The organism is Gordonia sihwensis, from assembly GCF_029632925.1.
GTDB classification, from domain to species: domain Bacteria; phylum Actinomycetota; class Actinomycetes; order Mycobacteriales; family Mycobacteriaceae; genus Gordonia; species Gordonia sihwensis.
In genome coordinates, this window is sequence record NZ_CP121248.1 from 838041 (window position 1) to 859013 (window position 20973).

The 20973-nt window shown below is 67.3% G+C and carries 20 protein-coding genes, 1 tRNA gene and 1 pseudogene; 11 read left to right on the forward strand and 11 right to left on the reverse strand.

The window, feature by feature from the left end; all coding sequences use genetic code 11:
* Positions 1 to 14 precede the first annotated feature (14 nt).
* The 5 genes from P5P27_RS04040 to P5P27_RS04060 form a co-directional block, all read right to left on the reverse strand.
* On the reverse strand, positions 15 to 1715 hold the full coding sequence (locus tag P5P27_RS04040) for a fumarate hydratase (RefSeq protein ID WP_006897537.1): 1701 nt from the start codon (positions 1713 to 1715) through the stop codon (positions 15 to 17).
* Positions 1716 to 1815: 100 nt separating this feature from the next.
* Complete coding sequence (locus tag P5P27_RS04045; RefSeq protein ID WP_006897536.1) at positions 1816 to 2667, reverse strand: patatin-like phospholipase family protein; 852 nt, start codon at positions 2665 to 2667, stop codon at positions 1816 to 1818.
* A gap of 54 nt (positions 2668 to 2721) precedes the next feature.
* Positions 2722 to 3252, reverse strand: a complete 531-nt coding sequence (locus tag P5P27_RS04050; protein ID WP_278126501.1) for a DinB family protein — start codon at positions 3250 to 3252, stop codon at positions 2722 to 2724.
* A 96-nt stretch (positions 3253 to 3348) separates the two neighbouring features.
* Entirely contained in the window at positions 3349 to 3762 is a 414-nt protein-coding gene (locus P5P27_RS04055; protein WP_222111290.1) for a hypothetical protein, read from the reverse strand.
* Positions 3729 to 4139 (reverse strand): hypothetical protein, encoded by a 411-nt coding sequence (locus P5P27_RS04060; RefSeq protein WP_006897533.1) that lies wholly within the window; start codon positions 4137 to 4139, stop codon positions 3729 to 3731. Before P5P27_RS04060 ends, P5P27_RS04055 begins: the two co-directional genes overlap by 34 nt.
* Before the next feature lie 102 nt (positions 4140 to 4241).
* Here P5P27_RS04060 and P5P27_RS04065 point away from each other — a divergent pair, with 102 nt between their 5' ends.
* Positions 4242 to 5510 carry a competence/damage-inducible protein A gene (locus P5P27_RS04065; RefSeq protein WP_222111289.1) on the forward strand — a complete coding sequence of 423 codons (1269 nt, stop codon included), beginning with the start codon at positions 4242 to 4244 and terminating at the stop codon, positions 5508 to 5510.
* Between the two features lie 33 nt (positions 5511 to 5543).
* Here the strand turns inward: P5P27_RS04065 and P5P27_RS04070 are convergent, their stop codons facing one another.
* Both P5P27_RS04070 and P5P27_RS04075 read right to left on the reverse strand, forming a co-directional pair.
* A complete protein-coding gene (locus tag P5P27_RS04070) occupies positions 5544 to 6146 on the reverse strand; it encodes a DUF998 domain-containing protein (RefSeq protein ID WP_222111288.1) in 603 nt (200 codons plus the stop codon).
* A gap of 43 nt (positions 6147 to 6189) precedes the next feature.
* Complete coding sequence (locus P5P27_RS04075; protein ID WP_278126505.1) at positions 6190 to 7788, reverse strand: FUSC family protein; 1599 nt, start codon at positions 7786 to 7788, stop codon at positions 6190 to 6192.
* Positions 7789 to 7887: 99 nt separating this feature from the next.
* Between P5P27_RS04075 and P5P27_RS04080 the strand changes: the two genes are divergently transcribed.
* The gene (locus tag P5P27_RS04080) at positions 7888 to 9033 is read left to right on the forward strand and encodes a lactonase family protein (RefSeq protein WP_222111286.1); all 1146 of its coding nucleotides are present in this window, start codon (positions 7888 to 7890) and stop codon (positions 9031 to 9033) included.
* 144 nt (positions 9034 to 9177) lie between these two features.
* Here the strand turns inward: P5P27_RS04080 and P5P27_RS04085 are convergent.
* Positions 9178 to 9250, reverse strand: a tRNA-Leu gene (locus P5P27_RS04085).
* A 112-nt stretch (positions 9251 to 9362) separates the two neighbouring features.
* Between P5P27_RS04085 and P5P27_RS04090 the strand changes: the two genes are divergently transcribed.
* The 5 genes and pseudogenes from P5P27_RS04090 (at position 9363) to P5P27_RS04110 (ending at position 12836) form a co-directional block, all read left to right on the forward strand.
* The gene (locus P5P27_RS04090; RefSeq protein ID WP_278126507.1) at positions 9363 to 10055 is read left to right on the forward strand and encodes a TetR/AcrR family transcriptional regulator; all 693 of its coding nucleotides are present in this window, start codon (positions 9363 to 9365) and stop codon (positions 10053 to 10055) included.
* A gap of 2 nt (positions 10056 to 10057) precedes the next feature.
* Positions 10058 to 10912 (forward strand): 3-hydroxyacyl-CoA dehydrogenase, encoded by an 855-nt coding sequence (locus P5P27_RS04095; protein ID WP_222111285.1) that lies wholly within the window; start codon positions 10058 to 10060, stop codon positions 10910 to 10912.
* Positions 10913 to 11130: 218 nt separating this feature from the next.
* Positions 11131 to 11712: pseudogene (locus P5P27_RS04100) on the forward strand (MFS transporter); the annotation flags it as partial.
* Between the two features lie 79 nt (positions 11713 to 11791).
* Positions 11792 to 12058: a hypothetical protein gene (locus P5P27_RS04105; protein WP_278127477.1), complete on the forward strand. Its 267-nt coding sequence runs from the start codon at positions 11792 to 11794 to the stop codon at positions 12056 to 12058.
* A 70-nt stretch (positions 12059 to 12128) separates the two neighbouring features.
* On the forward strand, positions 12129 to 12836 hold the full coding sequence (locus P5P27_RS04110) for a DsbA family oxidoreductase (RefSeq protein ID WP_222111284.1): 708 nt from the start codon (positions 12129 to 12131) through the stop codon (positions 12834 to 12836).
* Positions 12837 to 12854: 18 nt separating this feature from the next.
* On the opposite strand, the gene P5P27_RS04115 is transcribed toward P5P27_RS04110, so the two are convergent.
* Together P5P27_RS04115 and P5P27_RS04120 are read right to left on the reverse strand one after the other, a co-directional pair.
* A complete protein-coding gene (locus tag P5P27_RS04115; RefSeq protein ID WP_278127406.1) occupies positions 12855 to 13979 on the reverse strand; it encodes an Rv3169 family protein in 1125 nt (374 codons plus the stop codon).
* Positions 13979 to 15100: a phosphotransferase family protein gene (locus P5P27_RS04120; RefSeq protein WP_222111283.1), complete on the reverse strand. Its 1122-nt coding sequence runs from the start codon at positions 15098 to 15100 to the stop codon at positions 13979 to 13981. The genes P5P27_RS04115 and P5P27_RS04120 overlap by 1 nt, the downstream gene beginning before the upstream one ends.
* Positions 15101 to 15227: 127 nt before the next feature.
* Here P5P27_RS04120 and P5P27_RS04125 point away from each other — a divergent pair, with 127 nt between their 5' ends.
* The 4 genes from P5P27_RS04125 to P5P27_RS04140 all read left to right on the forward strand — a co-directional run bounded on the left by P5P27_RS04125 (position 15228) and on the right by P5P27_RS04140 (position 19574).
* A complete protein-coding gene (locus P5P27_RS04125) occupies positions 15228 to 17441 on the forward strand; it encodes an MMPL family transporter (RefSeq protein WP_222111282.1) in 2214 nt (737 codons plus the stop codon).
* A 9-nt stretch (positions 17442 to 17450) separates the two neighbouring features.
* Positions 17451 to 18074 (forward strand): TetR/AcrR family transcriptional regulator, encoded by a 624-nt coding sequence (locus P5P27_RS04130; protein WP_006898062.1) that lies wholly within the window; start codon positions 17451 to 17453, stop codon positions 18072 to 18074.
* A gap of 89 nt (positions 18075 to 18163) precedes the next feature.
* The gene (locus P5P27_RS04135) at positions 18164 to 19030 is read left to right on the forward strand and encodes a Bax inhibitor-1/YccA family protein (RefSeq protein WP_006898061.1); all 867 of its coding nucleotides are present in this window, start codon (positions 18164 to 18166) and stop codon (positions 19028 to 19030) included.
* 109 nt (positions 19031 to 19139) lie between these two features.
* Positions 19140 to 19574: a hypothetical protein gene (locus P5P27_RS04140; protein ID WP_045537319.1), complete on the forward strand. Its 435-nt coding sequence runs from the start codon at positions 19140 to 19142 to the stop codon at positions 19572 to 19574.
* 87 nt (positions 19575 to 19661) lie between these two features.
* On the opposite strand, the gene P5P27_RS04145 is transcribed toward P5P27_RS04140, so the two are convergent.
* Positions 19662 to 20882, reverse strand: coding sequence for an acetyl-CoA C-acetyltransferase (locus tag P5P27_RS04145; RefSeq protein WP_006898059.1), 1221 nt, complete (start codon positions 20880 to 20882; stop codon positions 19662 to 19664).
* Positions 20883 to 20973 lie beyond the last annotated feature (91 nt).

Below are 20973 nucleotides of genomic sequence, written 5' to 3' on the forward strand. Positions count from 1 at the left end.
GTCACCTGGGCGACCTACCGCTCCTTCGAGCGGATGCGCACACCGCTCAGCGGCACGCTGACCGTGCCGCCCGGATCGGTGAAGAAGTCGTTGCCCTTGTCGTCGACGACGATGAAGGCGGGGAAGTTCTCGACCTCGATCTTCCACACGGCTTCCATGCCGAGCTCGGGATACTCGATGACCTCTTGACTCTTGATGCAGTCGAGCGCGAGACGAGCGGCGGGGCCGCCGATCGATCCGAGGTAGAAGCCGCCGTGCGTATCGCACGCGGTGGTGACCTGCTTGGACCGGTTGCCCTTGGCGAGCATCACCATCGACCCGCCGGCGGCCTGGAACTGCTCGACGTAGCTGTCCATCCGGCCGGCCGTGGTGGGACCGAAAGATCCCGACGCCATGCCCTCCGGGGTCTTGGCCGGACCGGCGTAGTACACCGGGTGGTTCTTCAGGTACTCGGGCATCGGCTCGCCCGCGTCGAGTCGTTCCTTGATCTTGGCGTGCGCGATGTCGCGGGCCACCACCAGCGGACCGGTCAGCGACAGCCGTGTCTTGACCGGGTGCTTGGTGAGCTCGGCCAGGATCTGGTCCATCGGTTGGTTCAGATCGATCTCGACCACCTCGCCGCCCGCGATGTCCTCGGCGACGCCGGCGTCCGGCATGTACTGCGCGGGATCGGTCTCCAACTGCTCCAGAAAGACGCCGTCGGCGGTGATCTTGCCGAGAGCCTGACGGTCGGCGGAGCACGAGACGGCGATCGCGACGGGCAGCGACGCTCCGTGGCGCGGCAGCCGGATCACCCGGACGTCGTGGCAGAAGTACTTGCCGCCGAACTGCGCGCCGATCCCGAACGACTGGGTCAGCTTGAACACCTCCTCCTCGAGTTCCGGGTCGCGGAAGGCGTGCCCGGAGAGGTCGCCCTCGGTGGGCAGGGTGTCGAGGTAGTGCGCGGAGGCGTACTTCGCGGTCTTCAATGCGAACTCTGCGGAGGTGCCGCCGACGACCACCGCGAGGTGGTACGGCGGGCACGCCGCGGTGCCGAGCGAGCGGATCTTCTCATCGAGGTACTCCAGCAGCCGCTTGGGATTCAGGATCGCCTTGGTCTCCTGGAACAGGAACGACTTATTGGCGCTGCCGCCGCCCTTGGCCATGAAAAGGAACTTGTACTCCGGTCCCTTGGGCCCCTGCTCGGTCGCGTAGATCTCGACCTGAGCCGGGAGGTTGGTGCCGGTGTTGCGCTCCTCGTACATGGTGATCGGAGCGTTCTGCGAGTACCGCAGGTTCAGCTTGGTATACGCGTCGTAGACGCCGCGCGAGATCCACTCGCCGTCGTCGACGCCGGTCAGCACGCCTTCGGACTTCTTGCCCATCACGATGGCGGTGCCGGTGTCCTGGCACATCGGAAGCACGCCGCCGGCCGAGATGTTCACGTTCTTCAGCAGGTCGAGGGCCACGAAGCGATCGTTGCCCGAGGCCTCGGGATCGTCGATGATCTTCCGCAACTGCCGCAGGTGCGCCGGCCGCAGGTAGTGGCTGATGTCGTGCATCGCCTCGGCGGTCAGTCTCTGGAGCGCTTCGGGTGCCACCTTGAGGAAGGTCTGGCCGTCGACCTCGATGGTCGAGACGCCTTCGGTGGTGACGAGACGGTACGGGGTCTCGTCGGCACCGATCGGCAGCAGGTCGGAGTAGAGGAATTCGGGGGCTGAGGCTGATTCACTCACGACTGGCATCGTAGCCCTCGCGATGTGCGCGGCTGACCGCCGCCGGGGGTGAGGGCGCCGCCGGCGGGCCGGGCGACCGGTGTGCAGGCGCGAGGTCCGTTCAGTGCCAATGCATGTCGATGTGGTCCGCGGGAGACGCGCGGCGGCCGCCGTCGACCCGGAGAGCGTCGACGGCCGACTCGTAGCCGCGGACGATCAACTCGTCGCCGCGCGAGAAGTCCATCGGGCCGATGTCGAGTGGGCACGGCGGCGGCAGCACGATCAGCTCCGCGTCGCCGGTGTACTCCCGGATGTCCCGAATCAGCCGCTTGTGGATGAGAAGGGTCATCGTGTGGATCAGCGTTCCCGCCACACCCGTGGGAGGTTCGGTCAATGCGCACGGATACCCGCAGGGAAGGACGTAGACGGTGTCCGCCCGTGCGGAGAGCGCCTGCGAGATCGCGGTGTTGTCGGCGACGCCGCCGTCGATCAGCAGCCGGCCGTTCCACTCGACGGGTGGAAGCAGTCCTGGGATCGCGGTGCTGGCCAGGACTGCCTCGGCCACGGGGCCGTGATCGATGTTCACCTCGTCGCCGGTCAGCAGGTCGGTCGCGACCACTGTCAGCCGAATGGCCGCGTCGTCCATCTGCTCGAAGTCGAGATACCGGTCGGTCAGGTTGCGGAGTCCCTGGTCGCCGAAGAGCGCGGGCTGATGCCCGAGGAGACCGCTGACGATGTGCCGTGGACTGGGCGGGAACAGTTGCCACGTGTGCAAGCCGCGCCAGATGTCGCCGAGTTCGTCGACGACGCGTGGACCGAACCCTCGGCCCGCCACGTACGCCGCGTTCAATGCACCCACCGAGGTACCGACCAGGAAATCGGGCTGCACCTCCCGTTCGGCGAGAGCGCGGAGCATACCGATCTGCATCGCCCCGAGGTTCGCGCCGCCGGACAGTACGAAACCCGTGGTCATCTCCCCACCTCCTCGACTCCACGATAGGTCGGGGCGGCACGGGGGTGGCTGCGATCACTCGCGCGCGGGAAGCCCGACGTCGGTGCGGTGGTGTTCGAGTTCGTGCAGGACGTACATCGCGAAGGTCTCCACCGTGAACACGGTGCCGTCTCCGCGCAGTCCCTCGCGCGACCAATCGTCCTCTCGCACGAGCCGGTACATCTCGGCGAAGCCCGCCACCGCCGCGGTGAGTTGGCTGCTCACCGCGTCGGGACTCTGCGACCCGTAGGCGGCTTCCACCGCCGCGGCGTCCTGATCCCAGTCATCGAAGCAGACCGGCTGCGTGCGCAGCATCTCGTCGAGGCGTTCGGTCATCACGCTTCCGACGTCGCGGACGTGACAGGCGTACTCGAGCGCCGACCACGTGTGGTCGTCGGGCCGCACGCGCACGTCGGCACGAGCCAGAACGGTGTTCCATCCGGTGATCGACGCGGCGATCCGGTCGGCGACGTCCTCCCGCCGGACGGTGGCGGGATCGAATCCGCACGCGGGGCATCGCTGCCTCGTCACCCAGGTCCAATCCTTGCCGTCTGGCTCGAAAGTCATGAAATCAGACTAAGTCCACCGAGGCCGGAGAGGCGCGGCCTCCGACCTCCGTCCGCGTGGCGCCCGAGGCCGGCGGTTCGATCCGCGCTCACCGCGTCAGAGACCGTCGAGGATCTTCAGGCGCAGCCGATCGTGTTTCTCGCGCGAGATCCGCCCGCCGTCGAGCAGCCCGGCGAGTTCGTCGAGTCGCTGCGAAGTCGACCGGCCGTCGGCGGTCGCGGGTCGAGACGCCTCGTGCTCGGTGAGAATCGTCTGGATCTCGGAGCGGACCTCGGGATGGCTCCGGATGTCGAGCGTGGGGCCGAGTGCGACGCCGTGTCTGCTGAGCGCGTCGACGATCCGCAGCAGAGGTTCAGCCTGTCCCGTGAGGTCGTGGGTGCGACCGTCGTCCTCCGAGACGAACCGGGCCGGCACCGCACCCGTGTACAGCGCGGTGGCGTGCCAGTCGATCACGACCCGGCCGTCGGCGCCGACAGTCACGCCGACCAGCCCGCGGCCGAGCGAGCCCACCGAAGCGGTCGGTACCACGGTCTTGAGTTCGGTGGTGAACTCGTCGATCCGCGGCCCGCGGATCTCCAGTCGAAGGCCATCACTCGGTGGCCGCCGATCTCGGTGGCGGTGTCGGCGACGTGCGCGATGGTGCCGATGCCGGGGACCCCGGGCTCGTCGAGCTCTTGGACCGGAGGATGCGACCTGTGGAGCTTGAGGGCGATGAAGGTCGCGATGACGACGACGTCGACCAGCCCGATGACGCCGACGATCAGCAGCCACAGCGGCGGGCTCGGGACCACCAGGTAGACGATGATGAAGACAGGGAACACGATGCCGGCGAGGAGGGAGAAGCCGAGAACCCTCGCGAAGGTGCCCAGAAGAGTCGAACCGCGCATGTGCCAACCGTAAACGAGACGAACCGAGTCATCGCAACGGCGTGCTGGTCCGGGAAGCCGGGTTCATGGCCGGGTGTGCACTCGCGACGTAACCTCGTCTGTGTGAGCATTCGCGCAGGAATCGTCGTCACCGGCACCGAAGTCCTCAGCGGCCGAATCACCGACCGGAACGGTCCGTGGGTCTCGCAGCGACTCCTGGAGATCGGAGTCGACGTCGCGCACATCACCGTCTGCGGCGACCGCCCGCGCGATCTCGCCGCGCAACTCCGATTCCTCTCCGATGAGCGCGTCGATCTGATCGTCACCACCGGCGGGCTCGGACCCACCGCCGACGATCTCACCGTGGCCGCGGTCGCGGATTTCACCGGCCGCGACCTCGTCGCCGATCCGGTGATGCGACAGACCATCGAGTCGGTGATCCGCGGCTGGCGCAAGTACGACGACGTGCTCCCCGACGCAGTGGTGGCGGCGATCGACAAGCAGGCGCTGATCCCGGCGGGCGCGGAGGCGATTGCGCCTGTCGGCACCGCGCCGGGTGTGGCGGTGGCCGCCACCGACGACGTTCCGGCGATCCTTGTCCTGCCCGGCCCGCCGCACGAGGTGCACGGGATGTGGCCGGCAGCCCTCGCGACCTCCGCCGTCGAGGACGCGATCGCCGGGCGCGACTCGTACGACCAGCACACGATCCTCGCGTACGGGCTGTCGGAGGCGGACCTGGCGGTGTCGTTGCGACGCGCCGAGGGAGTGGTCGAAGGCTTCGACGAGCTCGAGATCACCACGTGCATGCGAGGCGGCGAACTCGAGATCGTCACCCGCTTCGAATCCAGTGCCGCGCAATCGTATCGGGATCTGGAAGAACTCATCCTGACCAGGCACGGCGACCGCGTGTTCTCGACCGACGGCGAGCCGATCAACGAGGTTCTCGCGCGGCTGCTCGGGTCACGCACCATCGGTACGGCCGAGTCGTGCACCGGCGGAATGGTGGCGGCGGCGCTCACCGACCGTGCGGGATCCTCGGCCTACATGCTCGGCGGCGTGGTCTCGTACGCGAACGACGTGAAGTCGGGCGTGCTCGGCGTCCCCGAAGACCTCATCGCCGAGCTCGGGGCGGTGAGCGAACCCGTCGCCGCCGCGATGGCCGAGGGCGCGAGGCGCGTCCTGCGCTCCGACATCGCCGTCTCCACCACCGGAATCGCCGGGCCCGGCGGAGAACGTCCCGGAAAGCCGGTCGGGACGGTGTGCTTCGGCCTGGCGATCGACGGTCGCCCGACCGTCACCGTCACGCGGAAGTTCCCAGGCGACCGCGGTGCGGTGCGGCGGCTCGCCACCTCCGCGGCGCTGCACATGGTGGCCGGCGCACTGCGCGAGTAGCGCCGACGAGACCCGCGGCCGGAACCGGCCCAGTCACGCACCCAACAGGGCGATCGCGACCAGAAGGTAGAACAGCGTGACGGCGACCAGGAAGACCCGCTCGGCCGTGCCGAAGAGTCTGCGGCGCAGGGGTGTGATGACCAACGCCGCGATCGCCGCGATCAGGGCGACGAGCGTGACGATGTGAAGGACCTGGCCGGCGACCGCCAGGCTGCCGCCGACCGCGTCGGTCATCCAGCGGGAGAAGTTCCCGGTGAGCGAGTACGCGATGGCGAACCAGGCGATCGCCAGGACGTAGTGGACGATGCCGATACGCGTGATCGTCTGGCCTTCGACGTCGGTCGGGACCAGCGGAAGCACAGTGAAGATCGCCGTGAGAATCAGCAGGAGGACGACCGTCAGACCGCGGTCGGGCCAGTCGGTCAGGCCCCACCACACCGCGCCTGCGAGAGTGAGCCAGCCCAGGGCGGTGGTCCAGGTCATCGCGGCGGAGAGTCGCTTGGTGGGACCGACGGCGTAATCGCTGACCGCGTGCTCGATCGCGTTGTAGGGGCTCGCAACCATGTGCAGCCCGGCGAACATGCCGAGGCGCGCAAGCCACAGAATCACCGAGATGACGGCCAGTACGGAACTCATCTCTGCATTCTTGCGCGTCGGAGCCGACGCCGCTCGCCGAATCTCAGACGGTCGGTTGCCACGACCGCGCGAGCGCGCGGTACCCGCGCTCGGACAACGCGTGTTCCGATGCGCGCAGATCGGCTAGCTGCGGATCGTCGTTGACCGCTCGTTCGACGACGGCGAGCTGCTGAGACAGCTCGTAGTGGAGAGCCACGCGCGCGCGATGGCCGTCGGGCTCGAAGGCCCGGCCGGCACGGTTGACGGCGTCGACGGCGTCGATGGCTCGGGCGGTTCGCCGCGACTGGGTCAGAGCGAGCTTCCTCGGGAACCGGTACGAGGTGAGCCAGGTGACGGCGAGCGCGGCGAGCGCGCCGACGATGGTGTCGAGGAAGCGGTCGGCGGACACGAGTTCGGCTCCGGCACCGGTGACCGACTTGACCATCACCAGTGCCATCGGCGTGATGAAGATGAGGGCGATCGCGTAGTTCAGCGCGAGCAGCGCGTACATGCCGGTCATGCACGCCAGAACGATCACGATCGACCACCACTCGTTCGGGTGCAGCAGCGAGAGCAGGTACGTCGCACCGACGCCGATCAGCGTCCCGACGGTGCGTTGACCGGCTCGCCGGATCGACGTCGCGCGGTGGGACCACTGGTTCAGGATGATGACGCCGGTGAGGATCGCCCAGTACGGGTGTCCGGCGCCGGTGCTGAGCGCTACCAGTCCGCCGAGGGCGGCGACGAAGCCCATTCGCCATGACGTGAACCACTCCACCGAGGTCCAGTGCAACGCGTGGGAGGCGAGGTACGCAGTGGCGGGCCTGCGTTCGACGAGCGCGGCGCGGGGGACGTCGTCGCGCGGCGTCGGGTCCTCCCCGAGACGGGTCAGCATCTGTGAGTACAACGCTGACTGCGCCTCGTACGGTGTGTCCGCGAGTTCGTGGTGCCGTGCGTTGCGGGTCGCCGGCCATGCTGATCGGAGAGTGACGAGGGCGCTGTCGCACGCCGCGAAGGCGGTGTTCCGGATCTGGCGGCGCATCTCGTCCGGGACGTCGTCGGGCAGACCGACGTACGCGGCCACCGCTGCCTTCGCTCGCGCCACCGCACGCTCCTCAGGCCCGTGCGGCTCGAACAGGAGGGGGACGGTGAGCAATGCCGCCGTGATGGTTCCGGCCAGTGCGGTGAGACCGACCAGACTCCAGCCGAGGTGCTGGTCGACACCGAAGAACGCGCCGACGATGCCCGCGTACATCGGCAGCACCGGTGACGGCCCCCGGCCGAGCATGAAGGTGTTGTACAGCATCGAGAAGACCACCACGATGAGTACCGCCGCCGGAACGAAGGCCCAGCGGTGCGGCGCGATCGCCACACCGAAGGACATGGATCCCACGATCAGCGCCGTGACCAGAAGGGTGTTGCGCACCCGGGGCCACAGCGGGCGATCGGTCTCCCAGAACGTGACGAAGGCGCCGAGCATCCCGAAGATGCCGAGTTCAGGGCCGAAGAGCGCACAGCAGATCAGGACTGTCGTCGCGGTGATCGCGGCCTTGACGAGTGCCGGCCGGATGGTGCCCGGGATGTGCTGCACCGCGAAGAGGCCCAGTAACCCGCGGGTCACGCGACGCAGTGCGGGGGAGCGTACGGGACCGTTCTCATTCACACCGTTCGACGTTAGTCGAACGCTCGAGCCGATGATGCGGCGGGAGTGTCCAAGAAATCGAACAGTCGGCAACTCTCATACGGCCCTAAATTGACGTCCATGAGAATCCGTGTAGCACTCGTCACACTGTGCGTCGCCGCCGCATCCCTCGTCGGGAGCGGAAGCGCCGCGGGGCCGTCGATGGCCGATCCGCCCCCGTCGGGCGGCGTCTCCGGGTCGAAGCCGTACAACCTGTACACGCACGGCTTCCTGAGTTCGCCGACCGTGGGCTACCGGGTCACCGACCACGGGCCGGTGCGCAAGATCGGCGGCAACCCCGTCGCGGGAATGGGCTCGTGGCCGAAGACAGCGTCGCCCGACGGCAGGCATCTGCTCGTCGCATCCGGTGTGCCCGCGGTCCTGCGCAACTACGACATCGACAACGTCGGCCGACTGCACCTGCGGCAGGAGACGCCGCTACCGGACATTCCGGTCGGTCTCGAGTTCACTCCGGACAGTAAGAACTTCTATCTCACGATGGGCGTCGCCAACGCCACGATTCAGCCGTACCGCATGACGGACGACGGCTCGGCGCGGCCGTTGGGCCGGCGGGTTCCGGTGGGGCAGCCGCTCGACGGTCTCACGACGGTGATGGTGACGCCGAACACCCGCCATCTCATCGTCGGCAGCTACCTGCGCCACGAGTTGCTCCGCTTCGACATCAAGGCGGACCGCACCCTCACCCCGGTGCGGCAGCGCGTGCCGACGCAGTCGGGCCCGATCTTCCCGGTCATCACGCCCAATGGCCGGCACGTGTACATCATGAACGAGACCGGCAACAGCGTGTCCGGCTACAACATCCTGGGTGATGGGCGACTGGTGCCGACCGGGCAAGCTCCGATGCCGACGGGTCTGTTCCCGCATGTGGCCAGCGTGACTCCCGACGGCCGATTCATGTACGTCCCGAATCTGGCGTCGACGTTCATCAGCGTGTTCGCGATCAATTCGAACGGCACACTCCGCGCGCTGCCGAATGCGCAGACCGGCACCAGCCCGCTCGGGCCGATGCCCGAGTCCTCCACGCTCTCGCCGAGCGGCAAGGTGCTGTGGACACTCGGCCAGGACATGGCGCGCGGCAACGAGTGCATCATGCAGCGGTTCTTCGTGATGCCCAACGGCACGCTGCGCCACGACCGCTCCACCTATGTGCGAACTGGAACGCTGATCTCCGACGGAAAGATGATCACAATGGCCCCCGGCCGGTAGTCACCCCCGGCCGGTGACCACGGTCGCGGTGGACCGTGGACGCGACGTCGGCGCAGGCGACAGCCTGCGCCGACGTTGTCGTTCGGTCGGCCGGAGGTGTGCGTACTGATCTCTGCAACTGCGGATGTGACCGCGAATATCGGGTGCCCCCACCGGGATTCGAACCCGGACTGAGCGGATTTTAAGTCCGATGCCTCTGCCGTTGGGCTATGGGGGCGCGTGACAAGCATGCCAGGCCGCCGGAGGCCGGGTGTCTGCCGGTCTCCGCCGAACCGGTGGAACCGGACTTCAACCATGGCGCCTGCCGCAGAAACGGAGTACGCTCATTAATGGGCGTGATCGACGATTGCGGGAGGTGGCAGGTGGTCGAGAACGAGACGGCTGCCGGCGGGCGCCGCGACCGCAATATGCGTCAGAAGCGCGACCGTATCTTCCGCGCGGCGACGGAACTGTTCGCCGAGAAGGGATACGACGCCGTCACCACGCGCGAGATCTCCGAACGTGCCGACGTCGCCGCCGGGACCCTGTTCCGGTACGCGTCGTCGAAGGTCGAACTGCTGCTGATGGTCTACAACGAGCAGTTCCGTCGATCACTGGAAACCGGCGTCGAACGTTCCGCCGAGTCGGACGACGTGGTCGACGCGCTGCTCGCGGTGGTCGCGCCCATACTCCGGAGCGCCGCCGTGCGGCCGGAGAACGCGGCCGCCTACCAGCGGGAGTTGGTCTTCGGAACCCGATCCGAACGATATCGAGCAGAGGGCGTCGGCCTGGTTCGACAGACCGAGGCGGCGCTGGCGGACGTGCTCGCCGCGGAGGCGCGCCGACGGGGCATCGTCACATCCGCGGACGCGGTGCGCGCCGCCGGCCGCTCGGTCTTCGCCGCGGTCCACCTCGACGTCGCGCGCAGCGCCGCGACACTCGACGACCCCGAGTCCGACGCCCCCTCCGACCCCGCCGATCTGCGCAGGCAACTCCGGCAGATCGTCGATGGATTCTTAGCCGATCACGATGAGAGGAACTGACAATGTCCGACATCAAGAAGGTAGTGGTACTGGGAACGGGCGTGCTGGGATCGCAGATCGCGTTCCAGTCGGCCTACAGCGGGTTCGAGGTCACCGCTTACGACATCGACGACGACGCCCTCGCCAAGGCGAAGGAGCGGTTCGCCGGACTGGTCGAGACTTACAAGAACGAGGTGCCGGGCGCCGCGGACGGGAAGGCCGAGGCCGCCCTGGCCCGGCTGGCGTACTCCTCGGATCTGGCAGAGGCCGTCGCCGACGCCGATCTGGTGATCGAAGCCGTTCCCGAGGTGCTCGACCTCAAACGCGACATCTATCAGAAGCTGTCCGCCGTGGCGCCGGAGAAGACCATCTTCGCGACCAACTCGTCGACCTTGCTGCCCAGCGACATCGTGGGGTCCACCGACCGCCCGGACCGGTTCCTGGCATTGCACTTCGCCAACCGCGTGTGGCAGTTCAACACCGCCGAGGTGATGGGCACCGCACAGACCTCGCCGACTGTCTTCGACACGATCGTCGAGTTCGCGGGCGAGATAGGCATGGTGGCCATCCCCATCCACAAGGAGAAGGCCGGCTATGTGCTCAACTCACTGCTCGTTCCCTTCCTCAACGCGGCGCTCGAACTGGCGGCGGGCGACTACGCCGAACCCAAGGACGTCGACAACACCTGGCGGATCGCAACCGGAGCACCGATCGGGCCGTTCCAGATGTACGACGTGATCGGTCTCAACACGCCGTACAACATCATGGCCAACGGTGATGAGCACGCCCAGCAGCTGGCCGCCTGGCTCAAGGAGAACTACATCGACAAGGGCAAGCTGGGGATCGCGGCGGGCGAAGGCTTCTACAAGTACCGGTGACAGGTCCGCACCGGCTCGCGTCGCTTGCCACGGTGGCATCTGCTCTACCGTGAATGTGATCGGATGTGCGCGAGCCGGTGAGGGCGGTGGGCTGTTGTTCCCGCTGATGACGTCGATTCTGGTGGCGGCAGGCGGTGGTCGCGCGATGGGCCGGCTCGTGGCACTGGTGAGTCTGGCCGACCGCGCTCGGCCCGATTCTGGGTCCGGTGATCGGCGGCGTGATCCTGCACTGGCTCGACTGGCAGTGGCTCTTCGTGGTGAACGTCCCGGTCTGTCTGGTCGCGCTGGCGCTCTCGCACCGGATCCCGGACGACCGTGCGCCCGACTCCGACCGCGCCCGTCTCGACGTGATCGGCCTGTGCCTGCTCGCACCCGGTCTGGTCGGAGTGCTCCTCGGTCTCTCGAACACCCACCGCGGTGTGATGCGAACCGACGTCCTGCTCCCGATGCTCGCCGGTGTCGTGCTCCTGGCCGTCTTCGCGTTCCGCTCCGCTCATGCCACTGGAGCCACGCTCGTCGACGTGCGGGTGCTGGCCCGGCGCGCGGTGTCGGCGTCGTCGATCGGGCTGTTCTTCTTCAGCGTGGTCTCGTTCGGTGCGATGCTCGCGCTGCCGTTGTATCTGCAGAGCGAACGTGACGAGTCGGTGCTCATGGCCGCCCTCGTCCTCATTCCGCAGGGAGTGGGTGCCCTGATGTCTCGGTCCCTCGCCGGTGCATTGACCGATCGCATCGGGGCTCGCTGGATCGCTGTTGCGGGCTGCGGCATCGTCGCCGTGGCCACCGTCCCGTTCGCGCTCGCGGACGCCTCGACGAATCTGGTGTGGCTGATGGTCGCGCTCTTCGTTCGCGGTCTGGCTGGGAACACTGCTGAGTCCGCTGATGGCGGCGGGCTTCGTGGGGGCCGACGGTTCGGAACGCAACGACATCAGTGTCGTCACGCGGTCGTTCCAGCAGGTCGGCGGCTCATTCGGGACGGCGGTGATCGCCGTCGTCCTGACCGCCGGCGCCACCATGACCATCGGGTTCCGCTACTCGTTCTGGTGGGCCACCGGCCTGGCGGTCGCGGGCGGTGTGCTGGCGCTGCTGCTCCCGGGCCGAGCCTCGGTGCCGGCGCCCACTGTCCGGCACGAAGGTGTCCGGGCCTGAGGCACGAAAGGAACATCGACGCCGGCGCTGGTGTTGGACCGAGACGACATCAATTCTTGGAGGCGCGCTCATGCAGGTCGAGATCTGGACCGACGTCAACTGTCCCTTCTGCTATCTGGGAAAGAAGCGATTCAACGACGCGTTGGCCGAGTTCGACCACGCCGAGCAGGTGCAGGTGGTGCACCGCTCGTTCGAACTGGACCCGACGGTGCCCGCGGGAACCTCGGGCGACGTAGTGCAGCATCTGGCGGAGAAGTACGGGCGCACCCTGGAGCAGGCCGCGGAAGGCGAGCGACGGCTCGGCGACGCGGCGCAGGAGGCCGGGCTGGAGTACGTCACCGACGGGCGCGACTACGGCAACTCCTTCGATATGCACCGGCTCCTTCACTGGGCGAAGGAACTGGATCGGCAGGAGGCGATGCTGGACGCGCTGTACCTGGCCAATTTCGCGGAGAGCGAGCCGTTGTTCGGCGACACCGAGCGCCTCGTCCGGGTCGCAGTCGGTGCCGGTTTCGACGAGACGAGTGTGCGAGAGGTTCTCTCCGACGAGCACCGATACGCAGACCTGGTCCGCGCCGACGAACGGCAGGCGCAGGAGTTCGGCGTCAACGGAGTGCCGTTCTACGTCTTCGACCGCAAGTACGCGGTGTCCGGGGCGCAGCCGGCGGAATTGTTCACCCAAGTCCTCAACAGGGCATGGGACGACCGTCCTGCTCCGACGGTGCTCGCCGACGGCGACGCCTGCGGTCCCGAGGGTTGTGCCGTCCCACAGGACTGATCTGGTCTGTGCCGTCGTCTACGGCGCCACATCCGTGTAGTCGGTGAATCCGTACTGATCGTGCGGACCGATGACGGAGAACTCGAACAAGCCATCGCCCCGCACGGTGCGATCCCCCTCCGACAGTTCGAAGGTCGCGAGATGGTCGGCAGGACAGAACAGCTTCATGGTCGCGTCGAGTTCGGAGACCTTCAGGTGCAGCGACTCCACCTTCTCCTCGCCCTGCCACATGCCGTGCCGCCAGTCCTGTTCCAGTCCGTAGCCCGTGCCGAATCCGATGAAGTTCGCCAGCCGTGGCGCGCAGCGCACCACGATCTCCTCGCCTCCGGGGCGGATGAACCGCAGGATGGCCGACGCCGGCTCGCGCCCGCCCGAGACGAACGTGACGTCGTGCTCCACGCGGCCGAGCCATTCCGGCTCGCGCGCCGGATCGTTCCAGATCCGTCGCGCATCGCCCAAGACCCGCTCGCCGGTGCGCAGTTCCTGCACGATCACCGTGACCGCGTAATCGTCGAACCGCATCACCGAGTAGATCCAGAAGAACGACGCGGCATCGGTCTCGGCGGCGCGTCGCCCCGGCGGCTCCGCTTCGCCGACCGGGCGCACACCCCACGACCGGTCGCGGTTGCCGCGCCAGGTGTGCGGCTCCACCGCGAAATGAGTGCCGTCCACTGTCATCGATCCGGTCCATCGGCCGGTCTGGACGAATCGCATGGTGTCGAAGGTGACGCGTTCGAGCTGTCGCTGAAAGTGGCGCGGCTCCAGAGCAGCAGGAGAGTCGGCGTCGAAGACGAGATCGAAGGAGAGGTCTCCGTGGCCCGGCGCGAGTCGCACGTGCAGCTTCTGCAGACCATCCACCACCTCGACGAGGAAGGGGCCCACGCGCAGGTCGTTGCGGTTGGCGCCCAGCGCCCGTGATCCTCGCACCACGATGTGCTCGTCGCGATACCGCACCACGGCGAAACAATCGGTGACGCCGAGATTGGGATACACGCCGAGTCCGACGATCAGCCACGGGTCGTCGGGATCGCCGTGATGGCAGTTGAAGTAGTAGCGATCGTAGAAGTTGCGGTCGGAGGTGCCGACGTGACGGATCACCTCGGCGACCTGGTGAATCGGGTAGTCGTCCATCTCCGAGAGCATCATTTCACCTGTTCCCAGTAGGTACCGGCCAGCATCGCTTCGAGAGTCGCCCGGTGCATGATCAGTTCGTCGGGATCGGTGGGTTCGGCTGCTAGACCGAAATGGATCGCGCGACATTGGATTCGGAACATCACCACCGCGTGGATCAGGGCCGCGTACGTGGTGTAGAAGTCCAGATCGGCGGGTGCGTGTCCGGTCTGCCGCCGGTATTCGGCGGCGACGTCCTCGCGTCGCAGGAAGTCGGGCAGTCCCTCGATTCCCGCCATCTCCGCGAGGTCCTGAAAGAAGCGGTGGAGAAAGATCATCCACCCGATGTCGAGTTCCCTCGGGCCGAGGGCGGCCATCTCCCAGTCGAGAACGGCCACCGGTTCGAAATCTCGGTACATGATGTTGCCGATGCGGGCGTCTCCCCAGGTGAGCACGTTCTCGGTCGGCTCCGGCCTGTTCTGCTCGACCCAGGCGAAGGCGCGTTCGATGAGTGGCGACCCCGCCCGGCCTGCGCTGGCCCAGCGGTAGAAGTCGCGAAGGCGCCGGATGTGTGCGGCGAGCGGAGACTCGCCGGCGGCGGGCTGCGCGATGAACACGTCCGGCACCGGTACGCGGTGGATCTCGGCGAGGACTCGGACCGTCGCACACATCATCGACGATCGCTGTTCGGGCGTGGCCTCGGTGACCCAGGAGCCGAAGTTGTACGGCATGACATCCGGCGGCACCTGTCCGTCCACGCGGTCCATCACGAAGAACGGTGCGCCCAGCGCCGCCGATCCCGTCTCCGACCACCAGAGCCGGGGCAGCGGAATGTCGGAATGAGTGCGGACGTGATCAATGAGCCGGTACTGCCCGTCGAGGTCGTAGGAGGGGAAGACCGGATCGCTCTCGGCTTGCGGCGCCACGCGGATCACCAGGGACCGCTCCTGACCTCCCCACGACGCTTCGGCGAGGAGCGTCTCGCTCGACATCCCGTTCGACTCCGGCACCGTCACGGCCGTGACACGTGCATCGGGACCCTCCTGCCGACGCAACCAGTGACCGAGTCGTTCGCGGAGCCAGTCCGGATCGCGCCGGGATTCGCTCGGTCGTGCCACCTGCGCGCTGCCTTCGTGATCGATCGCATCCGCCATATGTCGATTGAAACACGTTCTATTTCAAACGTGTGGTGAATCACTCGGCGGCGGCCGGGGCTTCCTCGAATGGACGCCCAGTTGCTAACTTAACGCTGATAAGTGATCGCGATCAGGGGACTCGGAGATGCTCACTGGATTGACACGACGTGTGGTCGGCGCGCCCAGACTGGTACTGGGAGTAGCGGTGGTGCTGCTCGCGCTGTGCGGCTTCTACGGGCTCGGTGCCGCGGACAAGATGCTCGCCGGCGGATACGACGACCCGCATGCGGAGTCGTCCCAGGCCCGCGACGTCCTCGATCGGGAGTTCCATCGGGGTGGTGCCGACGTGGTGGTGAAGATCGACGGGCCCGCGGGTACCGATATGGCGACGAGCGGCGCGGCCGCGGAGGTCGGCCGGAAGATCGTCGGTGAGCTCGAGGCGGCGGGCTACGTACAGAAGCCCATCCTCTCGATCTGGTCGAATCCGGGGCTGGCCGGAGAACTCCTCAGCAGGGACAAGACCTCCACGCAGATCATCGCGGGCCTCGACGGCGGTGACGAACTGGCTCCGAAGCACGCGGCCGAACTGTCCGATCGGCTCACCGGGAGAATCGACGGCTTCGAGGTGAAGGTCGGCGGCCAGGGGTTGATGTACAGCCAGGTGAATCAGCAGACGTCGAAGGATCTCGCGGTGGCGGAGGCCATCGCGATCCCGATCAGCTTCCTGCTCCTGATCGTGGTGTTCGGCGGGGCGGTGGCCGCGGCACTGCCGATTCTGGTCGGCGTGGCGGCGATCGCCGGAACGATGGCGTTACTGCGGGTCATTGCGGGATTCGCCGACGTGTCGATCTTCGCGCTCAACCTCACCACCGCGATGGGGCTGGCGCTGGCGATCGACTACACCCTGTTGATCGTCACCCGATACCGCGAGGAGGTCGATCGCGGGTTGAGCCGTCGCGACGCCGTGCTCCGAACGATGGACACCGCCGGGCGCACGGTGTTCTTCTCCGGCATCACGGTCGGACTGTCGCTCGCGGCGCTGGCGATCTTCCCGATGTACTTCCTCCGTTCGTTCGCCTATGCGGGCGTCGGTGTGGTGGTCGTGGCGGTGGCCGCGGCCCTGATCATCACGCCCGCACTGTTGGTGGTTCTCGGCGATCGTGTCGACGCGCTCGACGTCCGGGCGTGGATCCGGCGGCGGCGCGGCCGTCCCGAGCCGGAACCGAAGCCGATCGAGCAGACGGGCTGGTACCGCATGGCGACGGTGGTGCTGCGACGCGCCGTCCCCGTCGCGATCATCGTTCCCGCAGTGCTGCTGCTCCTCGGAGCACCCTTCCTCGGCATCAAGTTCGGCTTCCCCGACGACCGCGTGCTGCCGTCGACGGCCACCGCCCACTCGGTGCAGCAGGAGATCCGGGACGAGTACGACCAGGACTCGGGCGGCACGGCGACCGTGGTGGTCGAGGGGGCGGTCTCCGACCACGCGATGTCGGACTACGCGGCGGCACTGTCGAGAGTCACCGGGGTCGGCGCCGTCACAGCCCCGGTCGGCGTATTCCTGGAAGGGCGTCAGGTGGCGCCCGGCGACCCCTCGGCCGGGTCGGGCGAGTACTCGGTGGTGACGGCGTCGAGCGACGTCGATCCGCTGAGCGAGGCAGGTCAAGATCAGGTGTCGGCGCTGCGCGCGGTCCCGGCCCCGCAGGGTTCAGTGGTCCAGGTGACCGGCCTCGCCGCACTCAACCACGATGTGGTCGCGGCGTTGCTCACCTATCTGCCGTGGGTGCTCGGTGTGATCGCCGTGCTCACGTATGTCCTGCTGTTCCTGTTCAGCGGGAGCGTGGTGCTACCGCTCAAGGCCGTCGTCCTGAACGTGCTGTCGCTGTCGGCCACGTTCGGCGCGATGGTCTGGATCTTCCAGGACGGTCACCTCGGGGGCCTCGGCACCACGTCGACCGGCTACCTGGTGGCGACGATGCCCGTGCTGATGTTCTGCATCGCCTTCGGGCTCTCGATGGACTACGAGGTGTTCCTGCTCGGCAGAATCAGGGAGGAGTGGCTCAAATCCGATCGGACCAGAGCAGCCAACGACCACGCCGTCGCCGTCGGCATCGCCCGAACCGGGCGCGTGGTCACGGCAGCTGCCCTGCTGATGAGCATCGTCTTCGCCGGGATCGCCGCGTCGGAGGTGTCGTTCATGAGAATGTTCGGAGTCGGTCTCACCATCGCAGTGTTGATGGACGCGTCGTTCATCCGCATGCTTCTGGTTCCCGCGTTCATGCGGATCATGGGAGTGGGAAACTGGTGGGCGCCGGCACCGCTTCGTGCGCTGCACGATCGGTTCGGATTCAAGGAGGAGTGAACTGCGGTCATGAACGATCATGTGTCGCCCCGTCCGCGCTCACCGCGAGGATCGGGCGATCAGCTCGCCGAGGAGATCATCTCGGCCACCACCGACCTGCTCATCGAGTCGGGCAGTGAGGAGAAGGTGTCCATCCGGGCGGTCGCGGGCCGTGTCGGGGTGACGCCTCCGTCGATCTACTTGCACTTCGAGGACAAGGAAGCGCTGCTCGACGCCGTATGCGCCCGATTCTTCGAGCAGTTCGACGAGGTGATGATGCGGGCGTCGGAGGGGATCGACGACCTCTTCGACCGCGGCTTGGCGCAGGGGCTGGCCTACGTCCGGTTCGCCATCGACAGTGCCGTGATGTACCGCATCACCTTCGCCCGCGTCACCCCGCCGGGGGAGCCGACGCTCACCGACGAGGTCTTGCTCTCGTCGGCGTTCGTGCACTTCTCCGACACCGTCGAAGAGATGATGGACCAGGGACTGATTCCACGTGCGGACACCGTGCAGACGGTCCTCACGCTCTGGGCCACTGCGCACGGTCTCGCATCGCTGATGATCGCCAAGCCGGGCCTGCCGTGGGGTGAGGGATACGAGCTGGCGGAGTCGGCGCTGCGCGCTGTGTGCAACGGCCTCGGTCAAGAATAGGTAAAGTCGGAACCGAATCGGCTCGAGGATCGTTGAACCCGTGAATCAGCCAAGTCAACTGATGCGCACAACTTTCTAAAGGAGCACCAGTGCGAGAGAGCAGTAACCCGATCATGCGTGGCGTGGTCCGTGACAATAAGAAGGAGGCGGGCGGTTACGCCTCCTTCGGTCAGGGACTGGCGGGCGCCGGCCAGGCGTCGATGGCGACCGGCCAGCAGCAGTACACCGACCAGTACACCCAGGGATACGTGCCTCAGGCCGACACCCGCCCGATGACGATCGACGACGTCGTCACCAAGACCGCAATGACGCTCGGCGTCCTGATCGTCGTCGCCGCCGGCGCCTACTTCGCGATCTCGCAGCAGGCCTCGCTCGCCGCGCCGCTGATGGCTGTCGGTGCGATCGGCGGTCTGATCCTCGTCCTCATCGCGAGCTTCGGCCGCAAACAGGACAACCCCGCGATCGTCCTCACCTACTCGGCATTCGAGGGACTGTTCGTCGGTTCGATCTCGTATGTGTTCGGTAACTGGGTCATCAGCGATGACACCTCGGCCGGTGCGCTGATCGGGCAGGCGGTCCTCGGCACCCTCGGTGTGTTCGTCGGCATGCTGGTGGTCTACAAGGTGGGCGCCATCCGCGTCACCCCCCGATTCACCCGCATGCTGATGGCGGGCATGGTCGGTGTGCTCGTCCTGATGCTCGGCAACCTGGTCCTCGGACTGTTCGGCGTCGACAGCGGCCTGCGGAGCGGCGGACCGATCGCGATCATCTTCTCGCTGGTCTGCATCGCCCTCGCGGCTTTCTCGTTCCTGCTCGATTTCGACCAGGCCGACGAGCTCATCCGCGCCGGCGCGCCGTCGAAGGCGGCATGGGGTGTGGCGCTGGGGCTGACCGTCACCCTGGTCTGGCTGTACGTCGAGATCCTGCGACTGCTGAGCTACTTCAACAGTGACTAGTCAATAGACTTGGCTGGTCGGCTCAGAGCCCGGTGTGCACCGAGAGATCGGTTGCATCACCGGGCTCTTTGTTGTTCGGTGGATACAGGCGCGACGACGGGAGTCGGACATGATCGAACAAGGTCTACGGCGGCGGTTGACGCTTGCGGCGGCGGTCGCGGGCTCGGTTGTGGCGGCGACGGTGGGCGCGGGGACCGCCTCGGCGGCGCCGGTACAGCCGTTCGCGATCCAGCCGGCATCCTTCGGGAACCCGAACGGCAGTTTCGATGTGCCGCCCATCCACTGCGGGCTCGAGAGCGGCCCCGGGGCGGGCCAGGTGACCGTGACCGGAACCCTCTCCGAACGGTGGGGCTGTCTGCCGTTCGGGCGCGTGTGGTGGCTGAACACGGCGACCGGCGCGACCGGCGCCGCACGGATGTCGGCCGGGCTCAACGACCACCCGGCGCAGGCGGTGCTGCACACCGGGCGTGGCCGGATCGTCGTCACGCTGATGGCCGCGGGCGGGGTCGTCACACCGGGATTCGCGATGGTCGACGTTCGCTGAACTGCGAGCGGTCCCGCGGACGCAGAACGGGCGGGTCCGAAGGAGATCTCCGGACCCGCCCGTTCGCGGTCGTGTGAGGGCTCGCCGTCAGAGACGCTCGAGCACCATCGCCATGCCCTGGCCACCGCCGACGCACATGGTCTCGATGCCGAACTGACCGTCGTAGGTGTTGAGGTTGTTCAGCAGGGTGGTGGTGATCCGGGCGCCGGTCATGCCGAACGGGTGACCAAGGGCGATCGCGCCGCCGGAGACGTTCAGCTTGTCATGGTCGATGCCGAGCTCGGCCGCCGAACCCAGGACCTGGACGGCGAACGCCTCGTTGATCTCGAACAGATCGATGTCGGAGATCGACATGCCTGCGACGCGGAGAACCTTGCGCACGGCCTCGATCGGGCCCAGCCCCATGATCTCGGGCGACAGGCCGGTGGCCGCGGTCGCGACGATGCGGGCCAGCGGCTTGAGACCGAGCGCCTTCGCTTTGTCATCGCTCATGACGACCAGCGCGGCGGCGCCGTCGTTCAGCGGGCACGCGTTGCCCGCGGTCACCGTGCCGTCCGGACGGAAGACCGGCTTGAGCTGCGAGATCTTCTCGTAGGTGGTGCCGGCGCGCGGGCCGTCGTCGGTGGTGACCTGGGTGCCGTCGGCCAGCGTGACCGGGTCGATCTCGCGGGCGAAGAAGCCGTCGTTGATGGCCTTCTCGGCGCGGTTCTGGCTCAGGACGCCCCAGCGGTCCTGATCCTCGCGGGAGATGCCGGTGTACGAGGCGACGTTCTCGGCGGTCTCGCCCATCGCGATGTAGACGTCGGGGAGCAGCCCGTCCTCGCGGGGATCGTGCCACTTTCCCGCGCCGCCCTCGGAGGCCTTGGCCGTACGAGCGATGGCCTCGTCGAAGACCGGGTTCTTCGAGTTGGGTGCCCCGTCGGCGCCGCCGGAGACACCGAAGCTGGAGACGCTCTCGACGCCGCCGGAGATGAAGACGTCGCCCTCGCCGGCCTTGATGGCGTGGAACGCCATGCGAGTGGTCTGCAGCGACGACGAGCAGTAGCGGTTGACGGTGACGCCGGGGACGTGGTCGAGACCGAGCTCGACGGCGACCACGCGGCCGATGTTGTAGGCGCCCTGGCCACCGGGCTGGCCGATGCCCATGTGGATGTCCTCGATGTCGGCGACGTCGAGTTCGGGAACCTTGGCGAGTGCGGCGGCGACCATCTGGCGAGCGAGCTCGTCCGGACGAACGTCCTTCAGAGAGCCCTTGCCGGCGCGGCCGATCGGGGAGCGTGCGGTGGAGACGATGACAGCTTCAGACATGTGCGCCACGTTACTCCAGGGCGTCACTGCGCATTTCGGACGATCCATTGACCGCCCGATCGGGCGGGGCGTGGTCGTAGATGGGACCATG